The organism is Streptococcus orisratti DSM 15617 (genome assembly GCF_000380105.1).
Taxonomy (GTDB): Bacteria; Bacillota; Bacilli; order Lactobacillales; family Streptococcaceae; genus Streptococcus; species Streptococcus orisratti.
Genome location: NZ_KB904452.1, coordinates 23,408 through 45,734, shown reverse-complemented (window position 1 = coordinate 45,734; position 22,327 = coordinate 23,408). Strand labels below are relative to the sequence as shown.

23 protein-coding genes and 1 tRNA gene are annotated in these 22,327 nt (G+C 36.7%); 18 read left to right on the top strand and 6 right to left on the bottom strand.

What is annotated here, in order from left to right; all coding sequences use genetic code 11:
• Positions 1–9: 9 nt before the first annotated feature.
• From pgsA to A3I7_RS0102215, 6 genes are all read left to right on the top strand, one after another.
• Complete coding sequence (gene pgsA, locus A3I7_RS0102240) at positions 10–564, top strand: CDP-diacylglycerol--glycerol-3-phosphate 3-phosphatidyltransferase (RefSeq protein ID WP_018375162.1); 555 nt, start codon at positions 10–12, stop codon at positions 562–564.
• Complete coding sequence (locus tag A3I7_RS0102235) at positions 564–1,403, top strand: energy-coupling factor ABC transporter ATP-binding protein (protein WP_018375161.1); 840 nt, start codon at positions 564–566, stop codon at positions 1,401–1,403. Before pgsA ends, A3I7_RS0102235 begins: the two co-directional genes overlap by 1 nt.
• Positions 1,379–2,221, top strand: coding sequence for an energy-coupling factor transporter ATPase (locus A3I7_RS0102230; protein WP_018375160.1), 843 nt, complete (start codon positions 1,379–1,381; stop codon positions 2,219–2,221). The genes A3I7_RS0102235 and A3I7_RS0102230 overlap by 25 nt, the downstream gene beginning before the upstream one ends.
• Complete coding sequence (locus A3I7_RS0102225) at positions 2,214–3,011, top strand: energy-coupling factor transporter transmembrane component T family protein (protein ID WP_018375159.1); 798 nt, start codon at positions 2,214–2,216, stop codon at positions 3,009–3,011. Before A3I7_RS0102230 ends, A3I7_RS0102225 begins: the two co-directional genes overlap by 8 nt.
• Positions 3,012–3,141: 130 nt before the next feature.
• A complete protein-coding gene (gene apf / locus A3I7_RS0102220; protein WP_018375158.1) occupies positions 3,142–3,666 on the top strand; it encodes an aggregation-promoting factor in 525 nt (174 codons plus the stop codon).
• Between the two features lie 192 nt (positions 3,667–3,858).
• The gene (locus tag A3I7_RS0102215) at positions 3,859–4,530 is read left to right on the top strand and encodes a transglycosylase SLT domain-containing protein (protein WP_018375157.1); all 672 of its coding nucleotides are present in this window, start codon (positions 3,859–3,861) and stop codon (positions 4,528–4,530) included.
• Positions 4,531–5,049: 519 nt separating this feature from the next.
• On the opposite strand, the gene A3I7_RS0102210 is transcribed toward A3I7_RS0102215, so the two are convergent.
• The 4 genes from A3I7_RS0102210 to sdaAB are packed head-to-tail and all read right to left on the bottom strand — an operon-like array spanning position 5,050 to position 7,814.
• The gene (locus A3I7_RS0102210; protein WP_018375156.1) at positions 5,050–5,685 is read right to left on the bottom strand and encodes an HAD-IA family hydrolase; all 636 of its coding nucleotides are present in this window, start codon (positions 5,683–5,685) and stop codon (positions 5,050–5,052) included.
• Positions 5,666–6,262, bottom strand: coding sequence for a histidine phosphatase family protein (locus A3I7_RS0102205; protein WP_018375155.1), 597 nt, complete (start codon positions 6,260–6,262; stop codon positions 5,666–5,668). Before A3I7_RS0102205 ends, A3I7_RS0102210 begins: the two co-directional genes overlap by 20 nt.
• Complete coding sequence (gene sdaAA / locus A3I7_RS0102200) at positions 6,259–7,131, bottom strand: L-serine ammonia-lyase, iron-sulfur-dependent, subunit alpha (RefSeq protein WP_018375154.1); 873 nt, start codon at positions 7,129–7,131, stop codon at positions 6,259–6,261. The genes A3I7_RS0102205 and sdaAA overlap by 4 nt, the downstream gene beginning before the upstream one ends.
• An 11-nt stretch (positions 7,132–7,142) precedes the next feature.
• Positions 7,143–7,814 (bottom strand): L-serine ammonia-lyase, iron-sulfur-dependent subunit beta, encoded by a 672-nt coding sequence (sdaAB, locus tag A3I7_RS0102195; RefSeq protein ID WP_018375153.1) that lies wholly within the window; start codon positions 7,812–7,814, stop codon positions 7,143–7,145.
• Between the two features lie 201 nt (positions 7,815–8,015).
• Here sdaAB and mnmA point away from each other — a divergent pair, with 201 nt between their 5' ends.
• Positions 8,016–9,137 carry a tRNA 2-thiouridine(34) synthase MnmA gene (gene mnmA, locus A3I7_RS0102190; protein WP_018375152.1) on the top strand — a complete coding sequence of 374 codons (1,122 nt, stop codon included), beginning with the start codon at positions 8,016–8,018 and terminating at the stop codon, positions 9,135–9,137.
• Positions 9,138–9,179: 42 nt separating this feature from the next.
• On the opposite strand, the gene A3I7_RS0102185 is transcribed toward mnmA, so the two are convergent.
• A complete protein-coding gene (locus A3I7_RS0102185; protein ID WP_018375151.1) occupies positions 9,180–9,569 on the bottom strand; it encodes a nuclear transport factor 2 family protein in 390 nt (129 codons plus the stop codon).
• A gap of 125 nt (positions 9,570–9,694) precedes the next feature.
• Between A3I7_RS0102185 and A3I7_RS0102180 the strand changes: the two genes are divergently transcribed.
• The 8 genes from A3I7_RS0102180 (at position 9,695) to A3I7_RS0102135 (ending at position 17,575) form a co-directional block, all read left to right on the top strand.
• Positions 9,695–10,021: a winged helix-turn-helix transcriptional regulator gene (locus A3I7_RS0102180; protein ID WP_018375150.1), complete on the top strand. Its 327-nt coding sequence runs from the start codon at positions 9,695–9,697 to the stop codon at positions 10,019–10,021.
• Positions 10,022–10,350: 329 nt separating this feature from the next.
• The gene (locus A3I7_RS0102170; protein ID WP_018375148.1) at positions 10,351–10,983 is read left to right on the top strand and encodes an RpiB/LacA/LacB family sugar-phosphate isomerase; all 633 of its coding nucleotides are present in this window, start codon (positions 10,351–10,353) and stop codon (positions 10,981–10,983) included.
• A 303-nt stretch (positions 10,984–11,286) separates the two neighbouring features.
• Positions 11,287–13,176, top strand: a complete 1,890-nt coding sequence (gene mnmG / locus A3I7_RS0102160; RefSeq protein WP_018375146.1) for a tRNA uridine-5-carboxymethylaminomethyl(34) synthesis enzyme MnmG — start codon at positions 11,287–11,289, stop codon at positions 13,174–13,176.
• A 101-nt stretch (positions 13,177–13,277) separates the two neighbouring features.
• On the top strand, positions 13,278–15,254 hold the full coding sequence (locus A3I7_RS0102155; RefSeq protein ID WP_018375145.1) for a DHH family phosphoesterase: 1,977 nt from the start codon (positions 13,278–13,280) through the stop codon (positions 15,252–15,254).
• Positions 15,251–15,703: a 50S ribosomal protein L9 gene (gene rplI / locus A3I7_RS0102150; protein ID WP_018375144.1), complete on the top strand. Its 453-nt coding sequence runs from the start codon at positions 15,251–15,253 to the stop codon at positions 15,701–15,703. The genes A3I7_RS0102155 and rplI overlap by 4 nt, the downstream gene beginning before the upstream one ends.
• A gap of 34 nt (positions 15,704–15,737) precedes the next feature.
• On the top strand, positions 15,738–17,102 hold the full coding sequence (gene dnaB / locus A3I7_RS0102145; RefSeq protein ID WP_018375143.1) for a replicative DNA helicase: 1,365 nt from the start codon (positions 15,738–15,740) through the stop codon (positions 17,100–17,102).
• A gap of 37 nt (positions 17,103–17,139) precedes the next feature.
• On the top strand, positions 17,140–17,412 hold the full coding sequence (locus tag A3I7_RS0102140; RefSeq protein ID WP_018375142.1) for a Veg family protein: 273 nt from the start codon (positions 17,140–17,142) through the stop codon (positions 17,410–17,412).
• Between the two features lie 89 nt (positions 17,413–17,501).
• A tRNA-Arg gene (locus tag A3I7_RS0102135) sits at positions 17,502–17,575 on the top strand.
• Between the two features lie 449 nt (positions 17,576–18,024).
• On the opposite strand, the gene rlmH is transcribed toward A3I7_RS0102135, so the two are convergent.
• Positions 18,025–18,504, bottom strand: a complete 480-nt coding sequence (gene rlmH / locus A3I7_RS0102130) for a 23S rRNA (pseudouridine(1915)-N(3))-methyltransferase RlmH (protein ID WP_018375141.1) — start codon at positions 18,502–18,504, stop codon at positions 18,025–18,027.
• A 211-nt stretch (positions 18,505–18,715) separates the two neighbouring features.
• On the opposite strand from rlmH, the gene A3I7_RS0102125 reads away from it, so the two are divergent.
• The 3 genes from A3I7_RS0102125 to dnaA all read left to right on the top strand — a co-directional run bounded on the left by A3I7_RS0102125 (position 18,716) and on the right by dnaA (position 22,321).
• Entirely contained in the window at positions 18,716–19,927 is a 1,212-nt protein-coding gene (locus A3I7_RS0102125) for a S1C family serine protease (protein ID WP_018375140.1), read from the top strand.
• Between the two features lie 59 nt (positions 19,928–19,986).
• Complete coding sequence (locus A3I7_RS0102120) at positions 19,987–20,757, top strand: ParB/RepB/Spo0J family partition protein (protein WP_018375139.1); 771 nt, start codon at positions 19,987–19,989, stop codon at positions 20,755–20,757.
• 202 nt (positions 20,758–20,959) lie between these two features.
• Entirely contained in the window at positions 20,960–22,321 is a 1,362-nt protein-coding gene (gene dnaA / locus A3I7_RS0102110; protein ID WP_018375137.1) for a chromosomal replication initiator protein DnaA, read from the top strand.
• Positions 22,322–22,327 lie beyond the last annotated feature (6 nt).

The following is a 22,327-nucleotide window of genomic DNA, read 5'->3' as shown; positions in this document are numbered from 1 at the left end:
GAGATAATTATGATGATTGATTTTAAGAAAAAAGAAAATATTCCAAATTTACTTACACTGGCTAGAATTATTATGATTCCTTTATTCATTCTGATTCTTTGTTTTTGGAAAAGTCAGGCTGGCCACATTTTTGCTGCTATTATCTTTGCCATTGCTAGTATTACGGATTACTTAGATGGCTATCTAGCCCGTAAATGGAAAGTAGTGACAAATTTTGGTAAATTTGCAGATCCTCTAGCCGACAAAATGTTAGTAATGACTGCTTTTATCATGTTGGTTGAGTTGGGAATGGTACCTGCTTGGATTTCAGCTATTATTATCTGCCGTGAACTAGCAGTAACAGGACTTCGTCTCCTTTTAGTTGAAAACGGCGGTACCGTCTTGGCTGCAGCTATGCCTGGAAAAATCAAAACATTTACACAAATGTTTTCCATTATCTTTTTGCTGTTCCATTGGACAAGTTTTGGAACTTTCTTGCTCTATATAGCCTTAATTTTTACAATCTATTCTGGATATGATTATTTCAAAGGAGCAGGATTTCTCTTTAAGGATACCTTCAAATAATGGCAAATAGTATTGATATTAAAGATCTAAAATTCAAATATGACAAAGAACAAGAAGGTTACACGCTTAATGGTGTTTCGTTTCACGTGAAACAAGGTGAGTGGCTGTCTATTATTGGGCATAATGGTTCTGGAAAATCAACCACTGTACGCCTAATAGATGGGCTTTTAAAGGCTGAATCTGGTCAGATTTTTATTGAAGGCCAAGAGTTAACAGAAGAAAATGTCTGGGATATTCGCCACAAGATTGGTATGGTTTTTCAAAACCCTGACAATCAGTTTGTTGGGGCCACGGTTGAAGACGATGTTGCTTTTGGGCTTGAAAATAAAGGACTACCTTTAGAAGAGATGCGCAAGCGAGTCAAAGATGCCCTTGATCTTGTTGGGATGTCAAAATTTGCGAATCGAGAACCAGCACGTTTATCTGGAGGTCAAAAACAGCGCGTAGCCATCGCTGGAGCTGTTGCCCTGCGTCCTCGTATTATCATCTTAGATGAGTCAACCAGCATGTTAGACCCTGAAGGCAGACTTGAGCTTATTAAGACCATGAAAAATATACGAGAGCAATACGGAATAACAGTCATTTCAATTACACATGATTTGGACGAGATTGCACTAAGTGACCGTGTCTTAGTAATGAAGGAGGGGAGAGTTGAATCAAGTTCAACACCGCGAGAATTATTTGCTCGTGGCAAAGATTTACTGACGCTCGGTCTGGATATCCCATTTACTGCTAATCTCATTGAAGAACTAAGGACTCAAGGAATACAAATAAAAGACGATTATCTCACAGAAAAGGAATTGGAAGAACAGTTATGGGAATTACTCTCCAAAACGTAGACTATACTTATCAAGAAGGGACGCCATTTGAAGGACGTGCTCTTTTTGATATCAATTTGGCAATAACAGACGGCTCCTACACTGCCTTCATTGGTCACACAGGTTCTGGAAAATCAACCATCATGCAACTTTTAAATGGTCTCAATGTACCAACAAAAGGAACAGTATTTGTTGATGATATTGCCATAACATCAGTCTCAAAAAATAAAGACATCAAATCTGTCCGTCAAAAAGTTGGACTCGTTTTTCAATTTCCTGAAAGCCAGCTTTTTGAGGAAACAGTTTTAAAAGATGTTGCCTTTGGTCCGCAAAATTTTGGTGCGAGCAAGAGTGATGCAGAAAATTTAGCTCGTCAAAAATTAGCTTTGGTAGGTATTACAGAGGACTTGTTCCATAAAAATCCTTTTGAACTCTCTGGTGGTCAGATGCGCCGTGTAGCTATTGCAGGTATCCTTGCCATGGAACCAAATATTTTGGTCTTAGATGAACCCACTGCAGGATTGGATCCTAAAGGACGCCGTGAACTCATGACACTTTTTAAAACTTTGCATCAAGAAGGCATGACAATTGTTCTAGTAACGCACTTAATGGATGATGTTGCTAACTATGCTGATGCAGTCAATGTTCTGGAAGCTGGAAAACTTGTTATGTCCGGAAAGCCAGCTGACATTTTTCAACAAGTTGACTTTCTGGAAAGCAAACAACTCGGAGTGCCAAAAATTACAAAATTTGCCCATAATCTTGTTAAACGTGGCCTAGATATTAATCCTCTGCCTATTACTATTGAAGAATTTTCGGAGGCCTTGAAGCATGGATAAACTCATACTGGGACGCTATATTCCTGGAAACTCGCTCATTCATAGATTGGATCCTCGCAGCAAGATTATTGCAATGATTTTGTACATTATCATTGTTTTTTGGGCTAACAATTTCATTACCAATCTTATTATGTTAACCTTCACACTTGTTGTTATCTTCTTATCACAAGTTAAATTAAATTTCTTCTTCAATGGTATTAAACCCATGGTGGGGATTATTCTTTTTACAACAATTTTTCAAATGTTCTTTACACAAGGAGGGGAGGTTTTTCTCAGTCTTTGGATCATCAAAATTACAAGCTATGGTCTTAGCCAAGCTGCCTTGATTTTTATGCGCTTCTTACTGATTATATTGTTTTCTACCCTACTAACTTTAACAACAACTCCCCTAAGCTTAGCTGATGCTGTAGAATCCCTTTTAAAGCCTCTGGAAAGACTAAAAGTTCCAGCGCATGAAATTGGCCTGATGCTCTCTCTCAGTCTTCGTTTTGTCCCAACATTGATGGATGACACTACCCGTATTATGAATGCTCAGCGAGCGCGTGGAGTTGACTTTGGAGAAGGAAATTTAATTCAAAAGGTAAAATCTATCATTCCAATTCTCATCCCTTTATTTGCATCTAGTTTCAAACGAGCCGATGCCTTAGCAATTGCCATGGAGGCTCGTGGTTATCAAGGAGGGGATGGTCGAACAAAATACCGACTATTAAAATGGACTACTAAAGACAGCCTGACCATTTTAGTCATTATTAGTCTAGGAATCTTTCTTTTTTTCTTAAAGAATGCTTAAAACGCCTCTTTGTGGGCGTTTTCTTTATCTGCTATCAATCTCTTTGTAATAATTTTAATCTTAAACAAAAACTAGAGTAATAAAAAGAAGGTATGATAAGATATACATTTTTAAAAGAAAGAGGCTTCTTATGCTTAAACAAACACAAAAATTTAAAATTGGAGTTGCTGGACTTGTAGTCTTATCTTTCCTAATGCTCCCTACACTAATAAACGCTGACTCTTATACTGTAAAATCAGGTGATACTCTTTCAGCAATTGCAAAACAATATAATACAAGTGTTGAAGAAATTGCTAACAGTAACCAAATTAGCAACATCAACTTGATCAGTGTGGGACAAGTATTGGAAATCAATTCTTCAACAGCTGAAACAATAGATACTAACAGTACTACTGCTAGTACAGAAACAACCTACATTTCTTCATTGAGTGCAGCTGATGCAGCAGCTAAAGAAGTAATCGCTCAACGCGAATCAAGTGGTAGCTATACCGCTCAAAATGGTCAATACTATGGTCGCTATCAATTATCCCTTTCATATTTAAATGGAGATCTATCTCCTGAAAACCAAGAAAAAGTTGCTGACTCATACGTTGCAGGACGTTATGGTTCATGGTCTGCTGCCCTTGCTTTCTGGAATGCTAATGGTTGGTATTAAGAGGAGAAAGTCTGATATTTTCAGGCTTTTTTCGTTTGTTTTCGAAATTTTTCATTGGTTTACACAAACTGTCAATATATTTACAAAAGAGCTTTAAATTTCAATTTTGTTGTAATAATTTTAACAAAAGAAACATCTTTAAGTAATAAAAAAAAGTTATGATGTAAACTGTAGAATAATGTGAGGTAATCTATGAACTACAGCAGAATTGCAAAATCTCGTCGTCGAAAACAAATTATTACAAGTTTGCTTAGCTTGACATTAGTGTCAAGTATCATCGCATTAGTTTTTGTTTTTTCAACTACAAACGTCAACACTGAATCTGTTGCAACTAAAGAAAATACTATATCCTCTTCAAAGGAACTAAAAACTGCTTCATCTGTATCTTCTTCAACTGAACCAAGTACCGCTGTCATCGAAAGTACCACTTCACCAGAAACAACCGAAATATCTGTTGATGCGGTGACTGTTGTTGAAAGTTCTCCAGTGGTTGAAGAAGAACAAGCTTACACAACATATGCTAGTACAGATAATTACTCCTATGTAGAAGCAAATACTCCTGTTACCACATCTTACACCCCCACATCTCAAGTAAATACTACTTTAAGTAATGGAAATACTGCTGGTCAAATCGGTTCCGAAGCTGCAGCGCAGATGGCTGCAGCAACCGGAGTTCCACAATCTACGTGGGAACATATTATTGCACGTGAATCCAACGGTAACCCAAATGTTTCAAATGCTTCTGGTGCATCAGGGCTATTCCAAACAATGCCAGGATGGGGCTCCACAGCAACCGTTCAAGATCAGGTAAATTCTGCTATTAATGCTTATAAAGCACAAGGGCTATCAGCCTGGGGATACTGAGTTAAAATAGCTAGAACTTGCTGAACCTATCATACTAAAAAAGTCATCATTTGATGGCTTTTTATGATACTGTATTTAAAATTAATTTTAGATGCTGATTTTTATTCTAGTCTATATAGCTATTCCATAAATACATTTCTATGTCAACTCACTGCATTATGTGTTATAAATTTTATTTTTTATGATGAATTTGAAAAATTATCTCTAAATTTTTACCGGAAGGTTCCTTAACAATTTTTACGATATTCAAATACCGCTCATTAAAAGATGTTTACAAGCTATCAAATATAAGTGTCATTGAGCGCTTCTTGTCTGATATAGTCAACTAGCTTATCTTTTATTACTTCGTTCACTCGCCTTGACGTACTCCAGTAAAGTCTGCAGCTCGTTGCCTAGTTCTAAAAGCAAACTAAAAGGCTATATAACTTGAATTAGAGCATCACATTTTTTATCTTAAAAATATATGTCAAAATAACAATTTTGGGAACTAAAACTAAATAAAGCTGAGTGAAAAGTTTTTTAAAAACATTCTAGTGTTTTTAAAACGTCCTGAGGTTGATGGCAAATATAATTGGCTCCAACTTTCTGTAAATCATATTGTAAACCAAATCCCCAAGTTACTCCAAGTGTTTTTATTCCTACCTTTTTACCACCAATGATATCAAACCTTGTATCTCCAATAATAATAGCATCTGTTTGAGAAATTTGTTGTTCAGCTAAACAAGCAGAAATAACATCAGCCTTGTGAAATCGACCTGTAAGAGAACCATAGATTGCTTTAAAATAGTCAATAATTTCCAGTTCTTGTAACATCAAGACAGCCATTGGCTCATATTTACTGGTCGTGACAAAAAGTTGATAACCTGCAGAATCTAGTTTTTCTAATAGTGGGATAATTCCTGAAAAGAGAGTAACTTGATGGACACCTTTGCTATTGTAGTAAGTTCTAAAGATAGAAATAGCTCTGTCTAACTCAGATTGGTCCTGAAAGTAGTGACCAAAGGTAACTTCTAAGGGAGGACCAATAAAGGTTGACAATTCCTTATCAGAGGGTATAGATAGTTGTAACTTTTCAAAAGTATAGCGGAATGCAGATAAGATACCTTGACTGGAATCAACCAAGGTTCCGTCAAGGTCAAATAGAATAGATTTCATTAGATTCTCCTGTAAAGATGTTGTCAAGATAAATAGATAGGCATCTTTCTTTATCGAATATCATTCTAATGATAAAAGGAAATAGACGCTTCAGTTTTTGAAAATCAGATAAACCAAATTGAGGATAAAAATAATTTACAATTGTTGAAATAGCTGTTCCATGCGAACTGATAATTATCTGCTCTCCTGGCCTTTCTTTTAATAGACACTTTAAAGCATGAATAGTTCTTTCTTGAACTTCTTCCAAAGATTCACCACTTGGCAATTTAAACGAGAAATCCTGCCATTGTTTCTGCACAAAATTTTGGAAATCTTCAATCCAATTGCTACTAATTTTTCTTTCTCTAAAAGCATCCCTTTTAATGATACTCACTTGATGAAACTCAGCTGTGGCTTTAATTGTTTCAATAGCTCTTCTATAGGGGCTTGAATAAATCACATGAATATTTTGTTTAGAAAAATAGTTTAATAACAATTGACAATCTTGTAAACCTTTTGGTGTTAATTCTCGATCCATATCATTATGGTTGTAAAAATTGGGTTCGGCATGTCTCACAAGATAGACTGTTGTAATCATTTCCCAAAAATCTCCTTACTCAATTGCTTTCCAGTTGGAGTTGCTGCCAGTCCCCCTTCTGCAGTTTCACGGAAAGCTGTTGGCAGACTTGAACCAACTTGATACATTGCATCAATAACTTCATCCGTTGGAATTTGAGATTTGATACCTGCTAATGCCATATCAGCGGCAACAAGGGCAAAGCTAGCTCCTAATGCATTACGCTTAACACAAGGCACTTCGACCAATCCAGCCACGGGATCACAGATTAGTCCCAGCATATTCTTAATAACAAAGGCTACAGCTTGACTGGCTTGAAAAGCCGTTCCTCCGGCTGCCTTTACGAGAGCTGCAGCAGACATAGCAGCTGCCGATCCTACTTCTGCTTGACAACCTCCTTCTGCACCAGAAATGGATGCATTATTTCCTATGACAAGTCCAAAGGCACCAGCTGTAAAGAGAAAGTCAAGCTGTTCCTTTTCAGATAGTTCTAGTTTTTCAATAGCAGTTGACAGAACTGCAGGTAAGCAACCAGCACTACCTGCAGTGGGGGTTGCACAAACTAGTCCCATTTTAGCATTCAGTTCATTGACAGCCATGGCGTTACGAACTGCTGTTAAAACACTCTTTTCAGATAAGGTTTTTCCGTTTGTCATATAGTGATTTAATTTTAAGGCATCTCCTCCTGTTAACCCGCTAATAGATTTTCCAGTTGTCAATCCGTTGACAACTGAACTTTTCATAATTTCTAAATTTCGTTTCATGATTGAAATAATTTCTTGACGACTTCGACCAGATAGTTCGATTTCAGTTTCAATCATAAGTTCAGCAATATTACCTGAAAATTTTTCATCTGCTTGATTAACAAGCTCCCTAATACTATAAAACATAAGCTTCCTTTCTAGTCAAAAAAATTGACATTATGGAGATGAGGAATGGCCTGTATACGTTTGACAGCATCTTGACAGTCCCGTGAATCTACTTCAATAATCATAATAGCTTTTTCACCCGCCTTCTCACGTGTAACATTCATTTGAGCAATATTAATGTTATAATCTGATAAAATATCCGTTACTCTGGCAATCATACCAGGAATGTCTTGATGAACAATAATTAATGTTGGGGTATTCATTTTTAAAGAAACAGAGAAACCATTCAACTCTGTAACTTCTATATTACCTCCACCAATTGACACCCCTGTAATACTCATGTCCTTACTGCCTTTTTTAACAGTAATTTTTGCAGTATTGGGGTGAGGAGCATTGCTATCTTTGAGGATATTCCAATATAATTTAATTCCCTTTCGATGAGCAATTTCTAGAGAATTTTTAATCTCAGGATCATCTGTATCCATTCCTAATATTCCCGCGACTAATGCTTTATCTGTCCCATGTCCTTGATAAGTTTTAGCAAAAGAATTGTAAAGTTGAAAAGTAACTTCTTCTGGAATCTCTCCAAAAATAGAATTGACAATTTTTCCAATTCTAACCGCTCCAGCAGTATGACTAGAAGACGGTCCAATCATGACTGGTCCAATAATATCAAAGACAGATTGAAATTTTAAATGTTTCATGACTTTCTCCTGCAAGTGGATTTCTGCTTTCCTATTATAACAAAGAAAACGTGATCAGAGGGAGAATTTATTATTTAAAATCAATTTCATGTTATAATAGATGAGCACCTCGGTGCATTCAAAATCGACCTTCAAATCGATTTTTGAAAAACTAGGCCCTTCAAGCCTATGTTCTAAAAATATCTTGATGGGAGGATTATCATGACAGATAATTCAAAAACACGTGTTGTTGTCGGTATGAGTGGCGGCGTTGATTCGTCTGTAACAGCTCTCCTTTTGAAAGAGCAAGGTTACGACGTTATTGGTGTCTTTATGAAAAACTGGGACGACACAGATGAATTCGGTGTTTGTACAGCAACCGAAGATTATAAAGATGTGGCAGCTGTAGCTGATCAAATTGGAATTCCTTACTACTCTGTAAACTTTGAAAAAGAATATTGGGATCGCGTTTTCGAATATTTCCTAGCGGAATATCGGGCAGGACGCACACCCAATCCAGACGTTATGTGTAACAAGGAAATCAAGTTTAAAGCCTTTCTTGACTATGCCATGACACTCGGAGCTGACTATGTAGCAACTGGACATTATGCGCAAATCTCTCGTGACGAAGATGGCACAGTTCATATGTTACGTGGTGCAGATAATAACAAAGATCAAACTTACTTCTTGAGCCAACTATCTCAAGAACAGCTGCAGAAAACAATGTTCCCTTTGGGGCATTTGCAAAAATCTGAAGTTCGTGAAATTGCTGAGAAAGCTGGTTTAGCAACGGCTAAAAAGAAAGATTCAACTGGAATTTGTTTTATCGGTGAAAAAAACTTTAAAGAGTTTCTCAGTCAGTATCTACCTGCTCAAAAAGGTCGTATGATGACGGTTGATGGTCGTGATATGGGAGAACATGCAGGCTTGATGTATTACACCATTGGACAACGTGGAGGGCTTGGTATCGGTGGACAAATCGGTGGGGACAATACTCCGTGGTTTGTTGTCGGAAAAGACCTATCCCAAAATATTCTCTATGTCGGCCAAGGTTTCTATCATGAGTCCTTGATGTCAACTTCTTTACAGTCTAGTCAAGTCCACTTTACACGTGATATACCTGAAGAATTCACGCTTGAATGTACAGCTAAGTTTCGTTATCGTCAACCAGATAGTCAAGTGACTGTCAAGGTAAAAGGTGACAAGGCAGAGGTTATCTTTGCAGAGCCACAACGGGCTATCACACCAGGACAAGCCGTTGTTTTCTACGACGGTCAAGAGTGTCTGGGTGGTGGCATGATCGACATGGCCTATAAAGATGGAGAGGCTTGTCAGTATATTTAATCAAAAATAAAAGCTTAGCACCCTCGTGCTGAGCTTTTTATCTTATCCCCAGAAAGCATCTTCGGCTTTTTGGTCGGCTGAGAAGAGCCAAACTTCCTTGATTTTGCCCTCTTCCATACGGAAAAGATCGATACCATTCATGTTTAGTTCTTCACCATCTGTTCTAGTACCGAGGAATGTTACGTTAGCGGCAACAAGAGTATCATTATCGGATACCCAGTTTGTCACTACTTTGAATGTTCCATTTGTTTTTTCAGCGAAAGTTGCTAGATGTGCTCCGAGTACTTCCTTACCAATTTTAGCACCAGATGTTGAATGATTTCCGGGTTGATGCCAGATAATGTCGTCTGCCATTGTTTCAAAAAGAGCTGCAAAATCACCAGCGATGAGAGCATTGTTATAGGCATTAAAAATTTCCAAGTTTGTTGACATTTGATGTCCTCCAATTTTTTTGATATAGTACAATTATAGCTGAAGCATTCCAATATGCAAGTAGGTACTTTTGCATTGGTTGGTATCAAAAGTGATACTATTGTGATAAATAAAGGAGAATTTTTTTGAAAAAAGTTAGTGAATATGGTATTTGCCCTTTTGCAACAACACAAAAAGTCTTGACTGGTAAGTGGGGATTGGTTATTATCTACCAACTCAGTACAGGAACGAAACGCTTCAATGAATTACAGCGACTGATTCCAGGTATTACTCAAACCATGTTAACAAGGCACCTTAGACAATTGGAGGAGGATCGCATTATTAGTCGCACGGTCTATGCAGAAGTCCCCCCTCGTGTAGAGTACAGCTTGACTGAAATGGGTGAAAAATTTCGTTCGGTGCTGGATGCTGTTGAGGTTTGGGGCTTAGAATATATTGAAACGTTAACGTAACACCAGATTTGAAATTCTACAAATCTTTTGATAGAATAAGAGTAACAATTATCATGATGGTCAAAGCTCATGGGAATTGTAGGCTTTTTTGTCCTGCAATTTTCGAGAGTTTTGGCTATTTTTTGCGATTGGGGAGAGAAGATGACCTTTTTGATATTACAAAAATTTCAGAATCAGAACTGAGTCAGTTTCCTAATCTAAAAACGATTGATGGAACAGTGTTATTGATGACAGATGATGTAAAACTGTTCTTGAAATCGAAAGGTCTTAGATTTTTGATTAAGGAGTAGCTTGTCAATCTAATTGACAGATGTGTAAAGGAGGGGAAAATGCGTGTTGTAGTTATTCAAGCTAGTACAAGAACTGAGATCAACCAGCTCTTGTTTGACACAGTTTGTGAGGTAGTGGACGGACACCATGATGTTGTTAATCTAGGCGTGTTTCCAGAAGAAATAGAAAACTACACCTATGTGGAAGTAGCTGTTATGATTAGTCTGTTGATTGAAACAAATGCAGCTGATTTTATTGTAACGGGGTGTTCTTCTGGACAAGGAATGATGATGGCTTGCAATAGTTTGCCAGGTTTACGTTGTGGCTTTGTGCAAACACCTCAGGATGCCTATCTATTTGGTCGGATTAACAACGGCAATGTGGTTTCTTTACCACTAGGCTTAAATTTTGGTTGGTCTGGTGAATTAAATTTGCAATATACCTTAAACGAACTTTTTCATGGGGAATTTAATATTGGCTATCCACCAGAAGCAGCTGACCGAAAACGTCAAGAAGTTCAGCTTTTTTTAGAGCTAAATAAACTAACTAAAAAAAGTTTCTTAGATATTATTGATGTTTTAGACTCAAGATTGCTTTCTAAAGTTTTGGAAAGAAAAAATTTTACCGATTATTTATTTAAATATGGGAATAATCAAGCACTATTAACTCGATTACACACTTTTAAGAATTGACTTTTAGGTTGAATTTGATAAAATAAACGTAACAATAAACATGATGGTCAAAGCTCATGGGAGTTGTAGGTCTTTTCGGCGTACAATTTTCGAGGGTTTTGGCTGTTTTTGTGTATTAAAAGGAGGTACTCTGTTGCGAAAAAATCATACATGGAACATTTGCAGTGTCTATCGCAATAAACTTAATCAAGAGTATAGTATATATGTTCTTTTTAAAATGATTTCAATAGAGTGTAACCTAAGTTTTACTCGGATTATGTTATTCTGGGGACTGATTGATATCTATTCAGATAAGGAGAAATAATGACACGAGAATTTGCTGAAAATTATGATGTAATTGTTGTTGGAGCTGGGCATGCTGGTGTTGAAGCTAGTCTAGCTGCCAGCCGTATGGGTTGTAAAACTTTACTAGTAACCATTAATCTTGAAATGTTAGCTTTCATGCCCTGCAATCCATCTATTGGAGGATCTGCAAAAGGAATTGTCGTTCGTGAAATTGATGCCTTGGGCGGTGAGATGGGACGCAATATTGATAAAACCTATATTCAAATGAAAATGCTTAATACTGGTAAAGGTCCTGCGGTTCGAGCGCTTCGGGCACAAGCTGATAAAGCACTCTATGCCCGCACTATGAAACATACCGTTGAACAACAGGAAAACTTAACACTCCGCCAGTCCATGATTGAAGAAATTTTGGTTGAAGATGGAAAGGTAGTCGGTGTCCGTACAGCTACGAATCAAAATTTCTCGGCTAAGGCTGTCGTTGTAACGACTGGAACCGCACTTCGCGGCGAAATTATCCTTGGTGAACTCAAATATTCCTCTGGTCCCAATAATAGTCTAGCTTCCATTGGATTAGCTGACAACTTGAAAGAATTAGGCTTAGAAATTGGCCGTTTCAAAACAGGAACACCTCCACGAATCAAAGCCTCCTCTATCAATTATGAAGCTACCGAAATTCAGCCTGGTGATGAAAAACCAAATCATTTTTCGTTTATGTCAAATGACCAAGACTACCTCAAGAATCAAATTCCTTGCTGGCTGACCTATACCAATCAAACTAGCCACGATATTATCAATAAAAATCTCTACCGAGCACCAATGTTTTCAGGAATTGTCAAAGGTGTTGGTCCTCGATATTGTCCATCCATTGAAGATAAAATTGTGCGCTTTTCAGATAAAGAACGACACCAACTTTTCCTCGAACCAGAAGGACGTGAAACCGAAGAAATTTACATTCAAGGTTTGTCAACTAGTTTACCAGAAGACGTTCAAAAAGATTTAATTCACTCTATTAAAGGTTTGGAAAATGCTGAAATGATGCGAACAGGCTATGCTATCGAATATGATATTGTCTTACCTCATCAACTTCGTGCCACTTTGGAAACAAAGAAAATCTCAGGACTTTTTACAGCTGGACAAACCAATGGAACTTCAGGTTATGAAGAAGCAGCAGGACAAGGGATTGTTGCGGGTATCAATGCAGCCCTGAAAGTTCAGGGAAAACCTGAATTAATCTTGAAACGAAGTGATGCTTATATTGGTGTGATGATTGATGACTTGGTAACCAAAGGAACCTTGGAACCTTATCGCCTCTTAACTAGCCGTGCTGAATACCGCTTGATTTTGCGACATGATAACGCAGATATGCGCCTGACAGAAATTGGACGCCAAGTGGGACTGGTTGACGATGAACGTTATTTGCGTTTCAAAATTCGCAAAAGTCAATTTGACAACGAATTGACAAGGTTGTCAACTATTAAGTTAAAACCCATTACTGAAACCAATAAACGAATTGAGGAACTTGGCTTTAAACCACTCACAGATGCACTTTCTGCCAAAGAATTTATGCGTCGCCCAGAAATCAATTATGATATCGCTACAAGCTTTATTGGACCAGCAGCAGAAAAACTAGATAGCAAAGTTATCGAACTATTAGAAACAGAAATCAAATATGAAGGTTATATCAATAAGGCACTTGAGCAAGTAGCTAAAATGAAGCGAATGGAAGAAAAACGTATCCCAAAAAACATTAATTGGGATGATATTGATTCAATCGCAACAGAAGCTCGCCAGAAGTTTAAAAAGATCAATCCAGAAACCATTGGTCAAGCTAGTCGTATCTCAGGAGTAAATCCAGCAGATATTTCTATTTTGATGGTTTATCTAGAAGGAAAGCAAAAAAATAAGTAAGAATCTCAAGTTTGTGTTACAAAACTGTAATGAATCTCCCCTTAACGGTCCTATAACTTAGGGCTGTTTTATGGTATAATAATGAGTTAAGAGGTTATTCAATGAAAAGATTTCGTTTTGAGACCATTCATCTGGTTTTAATTGGTTTAATTTTGTTTGGAATTCTAGCAATTTCTGTACGTTTATTACACTCACAAACTATTCTTTTATTACTGATTTTTTTAGCGTTATCTGCTATGGTAGCTCTGCTTTATTATCAAAAAGAAGCCTATGAGTTATCAGAATTAGATCAAATCGAACTCCTAAATAATCAAACAGAGCTAAGTCTAAAGCACTTGTTGGAAAAAATGCCGGTTGGTGTTATTCAATTTGATGAAGAGACAACCGAAGTTGAGTGGTTCAATCCCTTTGCAGAACTTATTTTCACCAATGAAAATGGAGACTTTGAAGAAAATATTGTTCAAGACATTATTCAATCCAAGCGTGATGGGGCCGCTAGTCAAAGTTTTGAAATTGGCGGAAATAAATACTCATCATATCTCGATTTGACATCTGGTATCTTCTACTTTTTTGATGGTTTCATGGGAAATCGCCAAAAAGAGGATATTACCTTTTTAAGACCTGTTATCGGAATCATATCTATTGACAATTATGATGATGTTACCGATGATTTGTCCGATGCAGAAACTTCACAAATTAACAGTTTTGTTGCTAATTTCATTTCTGATTTTGCACATAGTAAAAATATATTTTACCGTCGTGTCAATATGGATCGTTTTTACTTTTTTACCGACTACTCTGTATTAAATGATTTAGTTGAAACGAAGTTCGATATTTTAGAGACTTTTCGCTTAAAAGCGAAAGAGTATGGATTACCACTAACTTTAAGTATGGGAATTTCCTTTGGACAAAGTAACCATCAACAAATCGGTCAAGTAGCTCTTGAAAATTTGAATATTGCACTTGTTCGAGGAGGAGATCAGGCGGTCGTTCGTGAGAATGAAGAACATAAAAAAACGATGTATTTTGGTGGTGGATCAGTATCAACAGTGAAACGTTCACGAACTCGTACCAGAGCTATGATGACTGCTATCTCAGATCGTATCAAAATGGTTGACAACGTATTTGTTGTTGGACATCGTAATCTTGACATGGATGCCTTAGGTGCAACAATTGGTATGCAATTTTTTGCTGGAAATCTCATTGATAATGCCTATGCCGTCTATAACCCAAATGAAATGAGCCCCGATATTTCTAGAGCAATTAATCTAATAAAAGATGACAAGAATACTCGGTTAATAACGGCTGAACGTGCTAAAGAACTCGTGACGCCACACTCGTTGTTGGTCATGGTAGATCATTCAAAAACTGCTTTAACTTTGTCAAAAGATCTTTACAACATGTTTACAGATGTCATTGTTGTTGATCATCATCGTCGAGATGAAGATTTTCCTGAAAATGCTGTTCTCACTTTCATTGAAAGTGGAGCTAGTAGCGCAAGCGAATTAGTGACAGAACTCATACAATTTCAAAGTTCTAAAAATACGCTTAGTCGCACACAAGCCAGTATTTTGATGGCTGGTATTATGCTTGATACCAAAAATTTCACAGCTAGCGTAACGAGTCGGACTTTTGATGTAGCAAGTTATCTAAGAACTTTGGGAAGTGATAGTCTTAAGATTCAGAACATCTCAGCTACTGATTTTGATGAATACCGTCTCATCAATGAGTTAATCTTGCGAGGTCAAAAATTTACAGAAAATATTATTATTGCGTGTGGAGCTGAAAATGCTGTTTACAGTAATGTTATTTCTAGTAAAGCTGCAGACACACTATTATCAATGTCGGGAATTGAAGCAACATTTGTTATAACACGCACACCTAACAATCTTACTTCTATATCTGCTCGCAGTCGAAGTAAGATTAATGTTCAACGTATTATGGAAAAACTTGGTGGCGGCGGTCATTTCAATCTAGCAGCTTGTCAACTTCCTGACACATCACTTTCAAAAGCACAAGCTTTATTATTAAAACAAATCAATGAAGAACTAAACGAATATAAGGAGACTGAATCATGAAAGTTATCTTTTTAACTGATGTAAAAGGTAAAGGTAAAAAAGGAGAAATTAAAGAAGTTCCAACTGGTTATGCTCAAAATTTCCTTATTAAGAAGAATTTAGCTAAAGAAGCAACAAGCCAAGCTATTGGTGAATTAAAAGGAAAACAAAAGTCCGAAGAAAAAGCACAGGCTGAATTACTTGCTGAAGCTAAAGCTATCAAAGCTGAACTTGACAAAGAGACTACACGTGTTCAATTTACTGAGAAAGTCGGACCCGATGGACGCACTTTTGGTTCAATTACCGCTAAAAAAATTGCTGAAGAACTTCAAAAACAGTTTGGAGTAAAACTTGATAAACGCCACATTGAATTGTCACATCCTATTCGTGCCTTAGGTTTAATTGAGGTACCTGTGAAACTACACAAAGAAGTTACAGCTGAAATAAAACTTAATATCAAACAAGCTTAACCCTATTCAGTTTGATTACATAGGAGGTGTAGTAGTGGCTGATGTAACTGAATTAAGAGTTTTACCGCAAGATGTTCTCGCAGAACAGGCTGTCTTAGGTTCTCTCTTTATCTCCCCTGATAAGCTTATAACCATCCGTGAATTTATCGAGGCAGATGATTTCTATAAACACTCCCATAAAGTCATTTTCCAAGCGATGATTACACTGAGTGATCGAAATGAAGCGATTGATGCTGCAACTGTTCGATCAATTCTGGCTGATCAAGGAGATTTACAAAATATCGGTGGTCTATCCTACATCGCAGAATTGGTTAGTAGCGTTCCAACAAGTGCAAATGCAGACTACTATGCTAAAATTGTTGCTGAGAAAGCTATGTTGCGGAATATTATTTCTAGGTTGACAGATAGTGTTAACCTAGCCTATAATGGTGAGACCACTTCAGAAGATATTTTGGCTAAGGCAGAGCAAGCACTTATCCAAATCAATGAACATAGCAATCGAACCGGTTTTCGTAAAATTTCAGATGTTTTAAAAGTTAACTATGAAAATCTTGAAATCCGTTCCCAACAAAAAGGTGATGTCACTGGTCTACCTACTGGTTTTAGAGATTTAGATAAAATTACGACAGGTTTACACCCTGATCAGCTTATTATTCTCGCTGCGAGGCCCGCAGTGGGTAAAACAGCATTTGTACTCAACATTGCTCAAAATGTAGGAACTAAGCAAAATAAACCCGTTGCCATATTCTCACTCGAAATGGGAGCTGAGAGCCTCGTTGATCGTATGCTAGCTGCTGAAGGTCTTGTTGATTCTCATGCTTTACGGACAGGTCAACTGACTGAACAAGATTGGAATAATGTGACTATTGCGCAAGGGGCACTAGCAGAGGCTCCCATATATATTGATGATACCCCAGGGATTAAAATTACAGAAATTCGTGCACGTTCTCGAAAGCTTGCTCAAGAGGTTGAAGGCGGACTAGGATTGATTGTCATTGACTACCTGCAACTAATTACAGGAACCCGCCCAGAAAATCGACAACAAGAGGTTTCAGAAATTTCCCGTCAATTAAAAATTTTAGCTAAAGAATTAAAAGTTCCTGTCATTGCGCTTAGTCAGCTCTCCCGTGGTGTGGAACAACGACAAGACAAAAGGCCTGTCTTATCAGATATTCGCGAATCTGGTTCAATTGAGCAAGATGCTGATATTGTTGCCTTTCTCTATCGAGATGATTATTACCGACGAGATACTGATGAAGAAAATAATGATGCTGTGGAAGATAATACTATTGAAGTTATTCTTGAAAAAAACCGTGCTGGCGCACGTGGCACCGTTAAATTAATGTTTCAAAAGGAATATAATAAATTTTCCAGTATCGCACAATTTGAAGAACGCTAATTGAAAAAATTAATTTTTACATTTAAGGAGAAAATACATGAGTGATGCATTTGCAGATGTTGCAAAGATGAAAAAAATAAAAGAAGAAATTAAAGCACATGAAGGAAAATTAGTTGAATTGACCTTAGAGAATGGCCGCAAACGTGAGAAAAATAAAATTGGTCGTTTAACAGAGGTATATCCTTCTCTTTTTGTCGTTGAATACAACGAACATTCTGATGTTCCTGGCGCGATTAACAACTCCTACGTTGAGTCATATACCTATTCAGATATCCTTACAGAAAAAACACTCATACACTATTTAGACTAACCCCCTTAATTCTTTCCATTTTATTTTATCAAATATGAAATTATATATTGACATAAGAATAGATATTTTGCTAAAATGAATGGGTTAGTGGTCTCATAGCTCAGCTGGATAGAGCATTCGCCTTCTAAGCGAACGGTCGCAGGTTCGAATCCTGCTGGGATCAAAATAAAAAGTGCCTGAATAATGTTCAGACACTTTTTATTTTGTTTGTTTACTGTCTCCACTATGTTTTTGTACCCAAAATTTTGAAGGAATTTCAGGTTAACCATTAGATTGTTTTTAGAATCTGTATTCACAAGTGAAGTGCTTATAGATAAGAGATAGTTTTTCGCTAATCAAGGCAGGTTCTTTATTGAGAAAATACTGACTGTATTTTGAAAAAAACTAACCTTAGATAGAAGTGCTGAACTGTGAAATACAGGTTCTTAGTATTAGATAGCAAACTGTAAGCTGGACTGAGGTATGGCAAAACAATCTTAAAAAGATAAACACTTATACTCAGACTAGGCGACACAGTTGCAGACATAACTGTCTTCATCAAATAAAAGCAACAACGTCTGAGTTTGATTTTCTAAAAGTATAAAGGATCATAAAGTAGAAGTGACAATCTGTTTACTTATGGTATGGACTCCCCTGTTGTATCATAAAAGCACGATAAATTTGTTCGACTAAGACTAGACGCATCAATTGATGGGGAAGAGTAAGTAGCCCAAAACTCATTAATAGATTAGCTCTTTTTTTCACCTCAGATGATAATCCCAGACTTCCTCCAATGACAAACGTGATATCTGAGAACCCCTTTAGCGTAACCTCTGAAAGAAGCCTACTGAATTTTTCTGAAGGAAACTGTTCTCCCTCTATCGCTAAAGCAATAACATATTCTCTATCTGAAATTTTCGCTAAAATACGTTCTGCTTCTTTAGAGAGAATTTTTTGATTTTCCGCCTGACTAGCATTGTCAGGTGTTTTTTCATCGACCAATTCAATCTGCTCAACTTTAGCAAATCTTCCAAGCCTTTTAACATATTCTGCGATACCTTCTTTAAGGTACTTTTCTTTTAATTTTCCAACAGTAATTAATTTAACTTTCATAGAGATATTTTAACATACATCCACACAAATTGCACAACTTATCCACAAGCTACTAGTCTCATCCTTTCTACTTTTTTTACCATTTTATGCCCAAAATATCAAAATTTATTAACAGTTTTCCACAGGCTGTGGATTTCTTTCTTTTTCATTTTTTTTAAGGTATAATTAAGTCACATTTTATATGCTATTACAAAATATTGGAGGTTCAATAATGAAAAAAATGAAAAATTGGCTGAAACCTGTTGCAGCTGTTATTATTTTATTCTTAGCAGGTCTAACAGGAGCTTTAGTCGCTTTGAATATAACAAATAAGTCTCAAACAACTGTATCTAGCTCTTCTAATGTAACCACTAGTAGCGTTTCTTATAAAAACTCAACGAGTACTACAGAAGCCGTAAAAAAAGTGCAGGAAGCTGTCGTTTCGGTAATCAATTATCAATCACAAAGTAGTTCACTCGAAAATAATTTTTCTACACAAATGTTCGGTGATCAATCTGATAGTTCTTCTTCAGATGAACTCAGTGACTATAGTGAAGGTTCTGGAGTTATCTATAAAATAGACGGTGACTCCGCTTACCTTGTCACAAACACACATGTTATTGAAGGTGCAAAACAAATTGAAATTATGCTTTCAGATGGCACCAAAGTCGTCGGTGAGTTAGTTGGTGAAGATACCTATTCAGATATTGCAGTCGTCAAAATTTCCTCAAAAAATATCTCAACAGTAGCAGAGTTTGCAGACTCTGATAAATTAACTGTAGGGGAAACTGCTATTGCTATCGGTAGTCCGCTGGGTACCGAGTATGCAAATTCAGTAACACAAGGGATCGTATCCAGTCTAAGCCGTACTGTAACACTCACAAATAGCAATGGTGAAACTATTTCAACTAATGCTATTCAAACAGATGCTGCCATCAATCCAGGAAATTCTGGAGGTGCTCTTATCAATGTTGAAGGACAAGTCATTGGCATTAACTCAAGTAAAATTTCTTCTACTTCGAGCCAATCTGGTGAATCTGTAGAAGGTATGGGCTTTGCAATCCCTGCAAACGATGTTGTAAAGATTATTAATCAACTTGAACAAAATGGAGAAGTTGTGCGTCCAGCATTAGGAATTCGAATGGCCGCACTCAGTGAACTCTCCACAAATGCTATCTCACAGCTAAATATTCCTAGCAGTATTACAAATGGTGTCGTCGTTGCAAAAGTTATTGATGGTATGCCTGCTCAAGGAAAACTTGAAAAGTATGATGTCATTACTGAAATTGATGGCAAAGAAGTAACCTCCTCTTCAGATCTCCAAAGTATCCTTTATGGTCACTCTGTTAATGATTCTATCAAAGTCACATTCTATCGTGGGACAGAGAAAAAAACAACAACGATTGAACTAACTAAGACAACCAAAGATTTATCTGATGAGTAACTTGACAAGTAGTGTAAAATACCTTTACAATGATGTAAAGGTATTTTTTAGGAGGTTTTATGTCTGAAAAATTAAAATTGATACCCATTAGGGATATCTCTCCAAATCCTTATCAACCACGGTTGGAGTTTAATCAAAAAGATCTTGAGGAGTTAGCAAATTCAATTAAGAAAAATGGTTTGATCCAGCCAATTATCGTTAGGCCTTCCAGTATTTTCGGGTATGAACTTATTGCAGGAGAACGACGTTTACGAGCGAGCGAATTAGCTGGACTTGATAAAATTCCTTCTATTATTAAGGAACTAAGCAATCAAGAAAGTATGCAACAGGCCGTTGTTGAAAATTTACAACGTTCCAATCTTAATCCTATTGAAGAAGCAAAAGCCTACCAGCAACTCCTTGATAAAAATCAGATGACTCACGAAGAACTTGCCCAATATATGGGAAAATCACGCCCTTATATCACTAACTGTTTGCGATTACTTAACCTTCCTTCATTTTTAATTCAGGCCTTGGAAACTGATAACCTTTCTCAAGGACATGCGCGACTACTTCTCACTTTAGACAGTTCTGATAAACAAGAATACTGGTATCAGCGCATTCTCAAAGAGTCTCTGAGTGTGAGACAACTTGAAAAATTACTAAAAGAAACTCCTAAGGTTAAAACTAACAAAACAGTCAATCTTTTCATAAAAGATAAAGAAAAAGAGCTGTCAAAATTATTAGGACTACCTGTTACTATTAGTCAGAAAAAAGGTGGACAGGGACAACTCACTTTTCATTTTTCAAACGAGGAAGATTTTAACAGAATTATCAACAAGTTAGATTAGCCTGTTGGTATTCCTTTTTCTAGTTTCATGTTTTTCCACACCTTATGTATTGCAAAAAGCCTCAAAAAGACAAGGCTTTTTTTCTTTTCCACAGATTGTGGAAAACTTTTTTTAACACTGAGGATTTTCTTTTTTAACCTTGTGGAAAACTTTTTTTTTTTATGATAGAATGTTACTAGAATTATCCACAAGAGGACCTTTTATGACTAAAAATGAACAAATTTTTTGGAATAGAATTTTGGAACTCGCTCAAAGTCAATTAAAACAAGCTACTTACGAATTTTTTGTGCTTGATGCTTATTTAATAAAAGTCGAAAATAACGTTGCTATTATTCATCTTGATAAGATGAAAGAATTGTTTTGGGAGAAAAATTTAAAACCTGTTATCCTAACAGCTGGTTTTGAAGTTTTCAATGCTGAAATATCAGTTGAGTATACATTTGATAAAACTACTCAATCTACTCCTGACAGCGTTGAAGAACAAGATACTAATTATTCTGTTCCAGTTTCTACGACACCTTTACCTGCTATCAAATCTGATTTAAACCCTAAATATCGCTTTGACAACTTTATTCAAGGTAAAGGTAACCAGTGGGCATTTGCAGCCGCACTCGCTGTTGCTAATGATCCAGGTGGTATTTATAATCCTTTCTTTATCTGGGGTGGACCAGGTCTCGGTAAGACTCATATTCTCAATGCCATTGGTAATACCGTGTTAGAAAATACACCATCTGCGCGTGTTAAGTACATTACAACTGAAAACTTTATCAATCAATTTATCACTCATATCAGGCTCAAAGATATGGATTCATTAAAGGAAGAATTCCGCAATCTGGATGTTCTACTTATCGATGATATTCAATTTTTAGCTAAACAAAGTATGTCTGGTACTCAAGAGGAATTTTTCAACACTTTTGATGCGCTTTACAAGGCTGGGAAGCAAATTGTTTTAACCAGTGACCGTACTCCTGATCAACTTAATGATCTTGAAAAGCGTTTAGTCACGCGCTTTGGGTGGGGGCTTATCCAAGATATTACCCCTCCTGATTTTGAAACACGGGTTGCTATCTTAGAAGATAAGATTCAGGATTATCCTTACATTTTTCCGGCAGATACTATTAGTTATTTAGCGGGACAATTTAATTCAAACGTTCGTGAACTTGAGGGAGCTCTAAAAGATATTAGTCTAGTGGCTAATTTTAAGCAAGTCAACACCATTACCGTTGATATCGCCGCCGAGGCTATCAGAGCTCGGAAGCAAGATAGCCCAAAAATGACCGTTATTCCTATTGAAGTAATCCAAAGTCAAGTTGGCAAATTTTATGGAGTAACTGTCAAGGAGATTAAAGCTACTAAGCGCACACAAAATATCGTCTTAGCACGTCAGGTGGCTATGTTTTTAACCCGAGAAATGACTGATAACAGTTTGCCTAAAATAGGTAAGGAATTTGGAGGACGAGATCACTCAACTGTCCTTCATGCCTATAATAAAATCAAAAATATGATTGCCCAAGACGATAGTTTGCGAATTGAAATTGATACTATTCGAAATAAAATAAAATAGTCTCTG

What these genes read in the sequence shown, in the direction of transcription:
- pgsA (WP_018375162.1), top strand. Translation starts at nt 10, where the DNA reads ATGATGATTGATTTTAAGAAAAAAGAAAATATTCCAAATTTACTTACA.
- A3I7_RS0102235 (WP_018375161.1), top strand. Translation starts at nt 564, where the DNA reads ATGGCAAATAGTATTGATATTAAAGATCTAAAATTCAAATATGACAAA.
- A3I7_RS0102230 (WP_018375160.1), top strand. Translation starts at nt 1,379, where the DNA reads ATGGGAATTACTCTCCAAAACGTAGACTATACTTATCAAGAAGGGACG.
- A3I7_RS0102225 (WP_018375159.1), top strand. Translation starts at nt 2,214, where the DNA reads ATGGATAAACTCATACTGGGACGCTATATTCCTGGAAACTCGCTCATT.
- apf (WP_018375158.1), top strand. Translation starts at nt 3,142, where the DNA reads ATGCTTAAACAAACACAAAAATTTAAAATTGGAGTTGCTGGACTTGTA.
- A3I7_RS0102215 (WP_018375157.1), top strand. Translation starts at nt 3,859, where the DNA reads ATGAACTACAGCAGAATTGCAAAATCTCGTCGTCGAAAACAAATTATT.
- A3I7_RS0102210 (WP_018375156.1), bottom strand. Translation starts at nt 5,685, where the DNA reads ATGAAATCTATTCTATTTGACCTTGACGGAACCTTGGTTGATTCCAGT.
- A3I7_RS0102205 (WP_018375155.1), bottom strand. Translation starts at nt 6,262, where the DNA reads ATGATTACAACAGTCTATCTTGTGAGACATGCCGAACCCAATTTTTAC.
- sdaAA (WP_018375154.1), bottom strand. Translation starts at nt 7,131, where the DNA reads ATGTTTTATAGTATTAGGGAGCTTGTTAATCAAGCAGATGAAAAATTT.
- sdaAB (WP_018375153.1), bottom strand. Translation starts at nt 7,814, where the DNA reads ATGAAACATTTAAAATTTCAATCTGTCTTTGATATTATTGGACCAGTC.
- mnmA (WP_018375152.1), top strand. Translation starts at nt 8,016, where the DNA reads ATGACAGATAATTCAAAAACACGTGTTGTTGTCGGTATGAGTGGCGGC.
- A3I7_RS0102185 (WP_018375151.1), bottom strand. Translation starts at nt 9,569, where the DNA reads ATGTCAACAAACTTGGAAATTTTTAATGCCTATAACAATGCTCTCATC.
- A3I7_RS0102170 (WP_018375148.1), top strand. Translation starts at nt 10,351, where the DNA reads ATGCGTGTTGTAGTTATTCAAGCTAGTACAAGAACTGAGATCAACCAG.
- mnmG (WP_018375146.1), top strand. Translation starts at nt 11,287, where the DNA reads ATGACACGAGAATTTGCTGAAAATTATGATGTAATTGTTGTTGGAGCT.
- A3I7_RS0102155 (WP_018375145.1), top strand. Translation starts at nt 13,278, where the DNA reads ATGAAAAGATTTCGTTTTGAGACCATTCATCTGGTTTTAATTGGTTTA.
- rplI (WP_018375144.1), top strand. Translation starts at nt 15,251, where the DNA reads ATGAAAGTTATCTTTTTAACTGATGTAAAAGGTAAAGGTAAAAAAGGA.
- A3I7_RS0102140 (WP_018375142.1), top strand. Translation starts at nt 17,140, where the DNA reads ATGAGTGATGCATTTGCAGATGTTGCAAAGATGAAAAAAATAAAAGAA.
- rlmH (WP_018375141.1), bottom strand. Translation starts at nt 18,504, where the DNA reads ATGAAAGTTAAATTAATTACTGTTGGAAAATTAAAAGAAAAGTACCTT.
- A3I7_RS0102125 (WP_018375140.1), top strand. Translation starts at nt 18,716, where the DNA reads ATGAAAAAAATGAAAAATTGGCTGAAACCTGTTGCAGCTGTTATTATT.
- A3I7_RS0102120 (WP_018375139.1), top strand. Translation starts at nt 19,987, where the DNA reads ATGTCTGAAAAATTAAAATTGATACCCATTAGGGATATCTCTCCAAAT.
- dnaA (WP_018375137.1), top strand. Translation starts at nt 20,960, where the DNA reads ATGACTAAAAATGAACAAATTTTTTGGAATAGAATTTTGGAACTCGCT.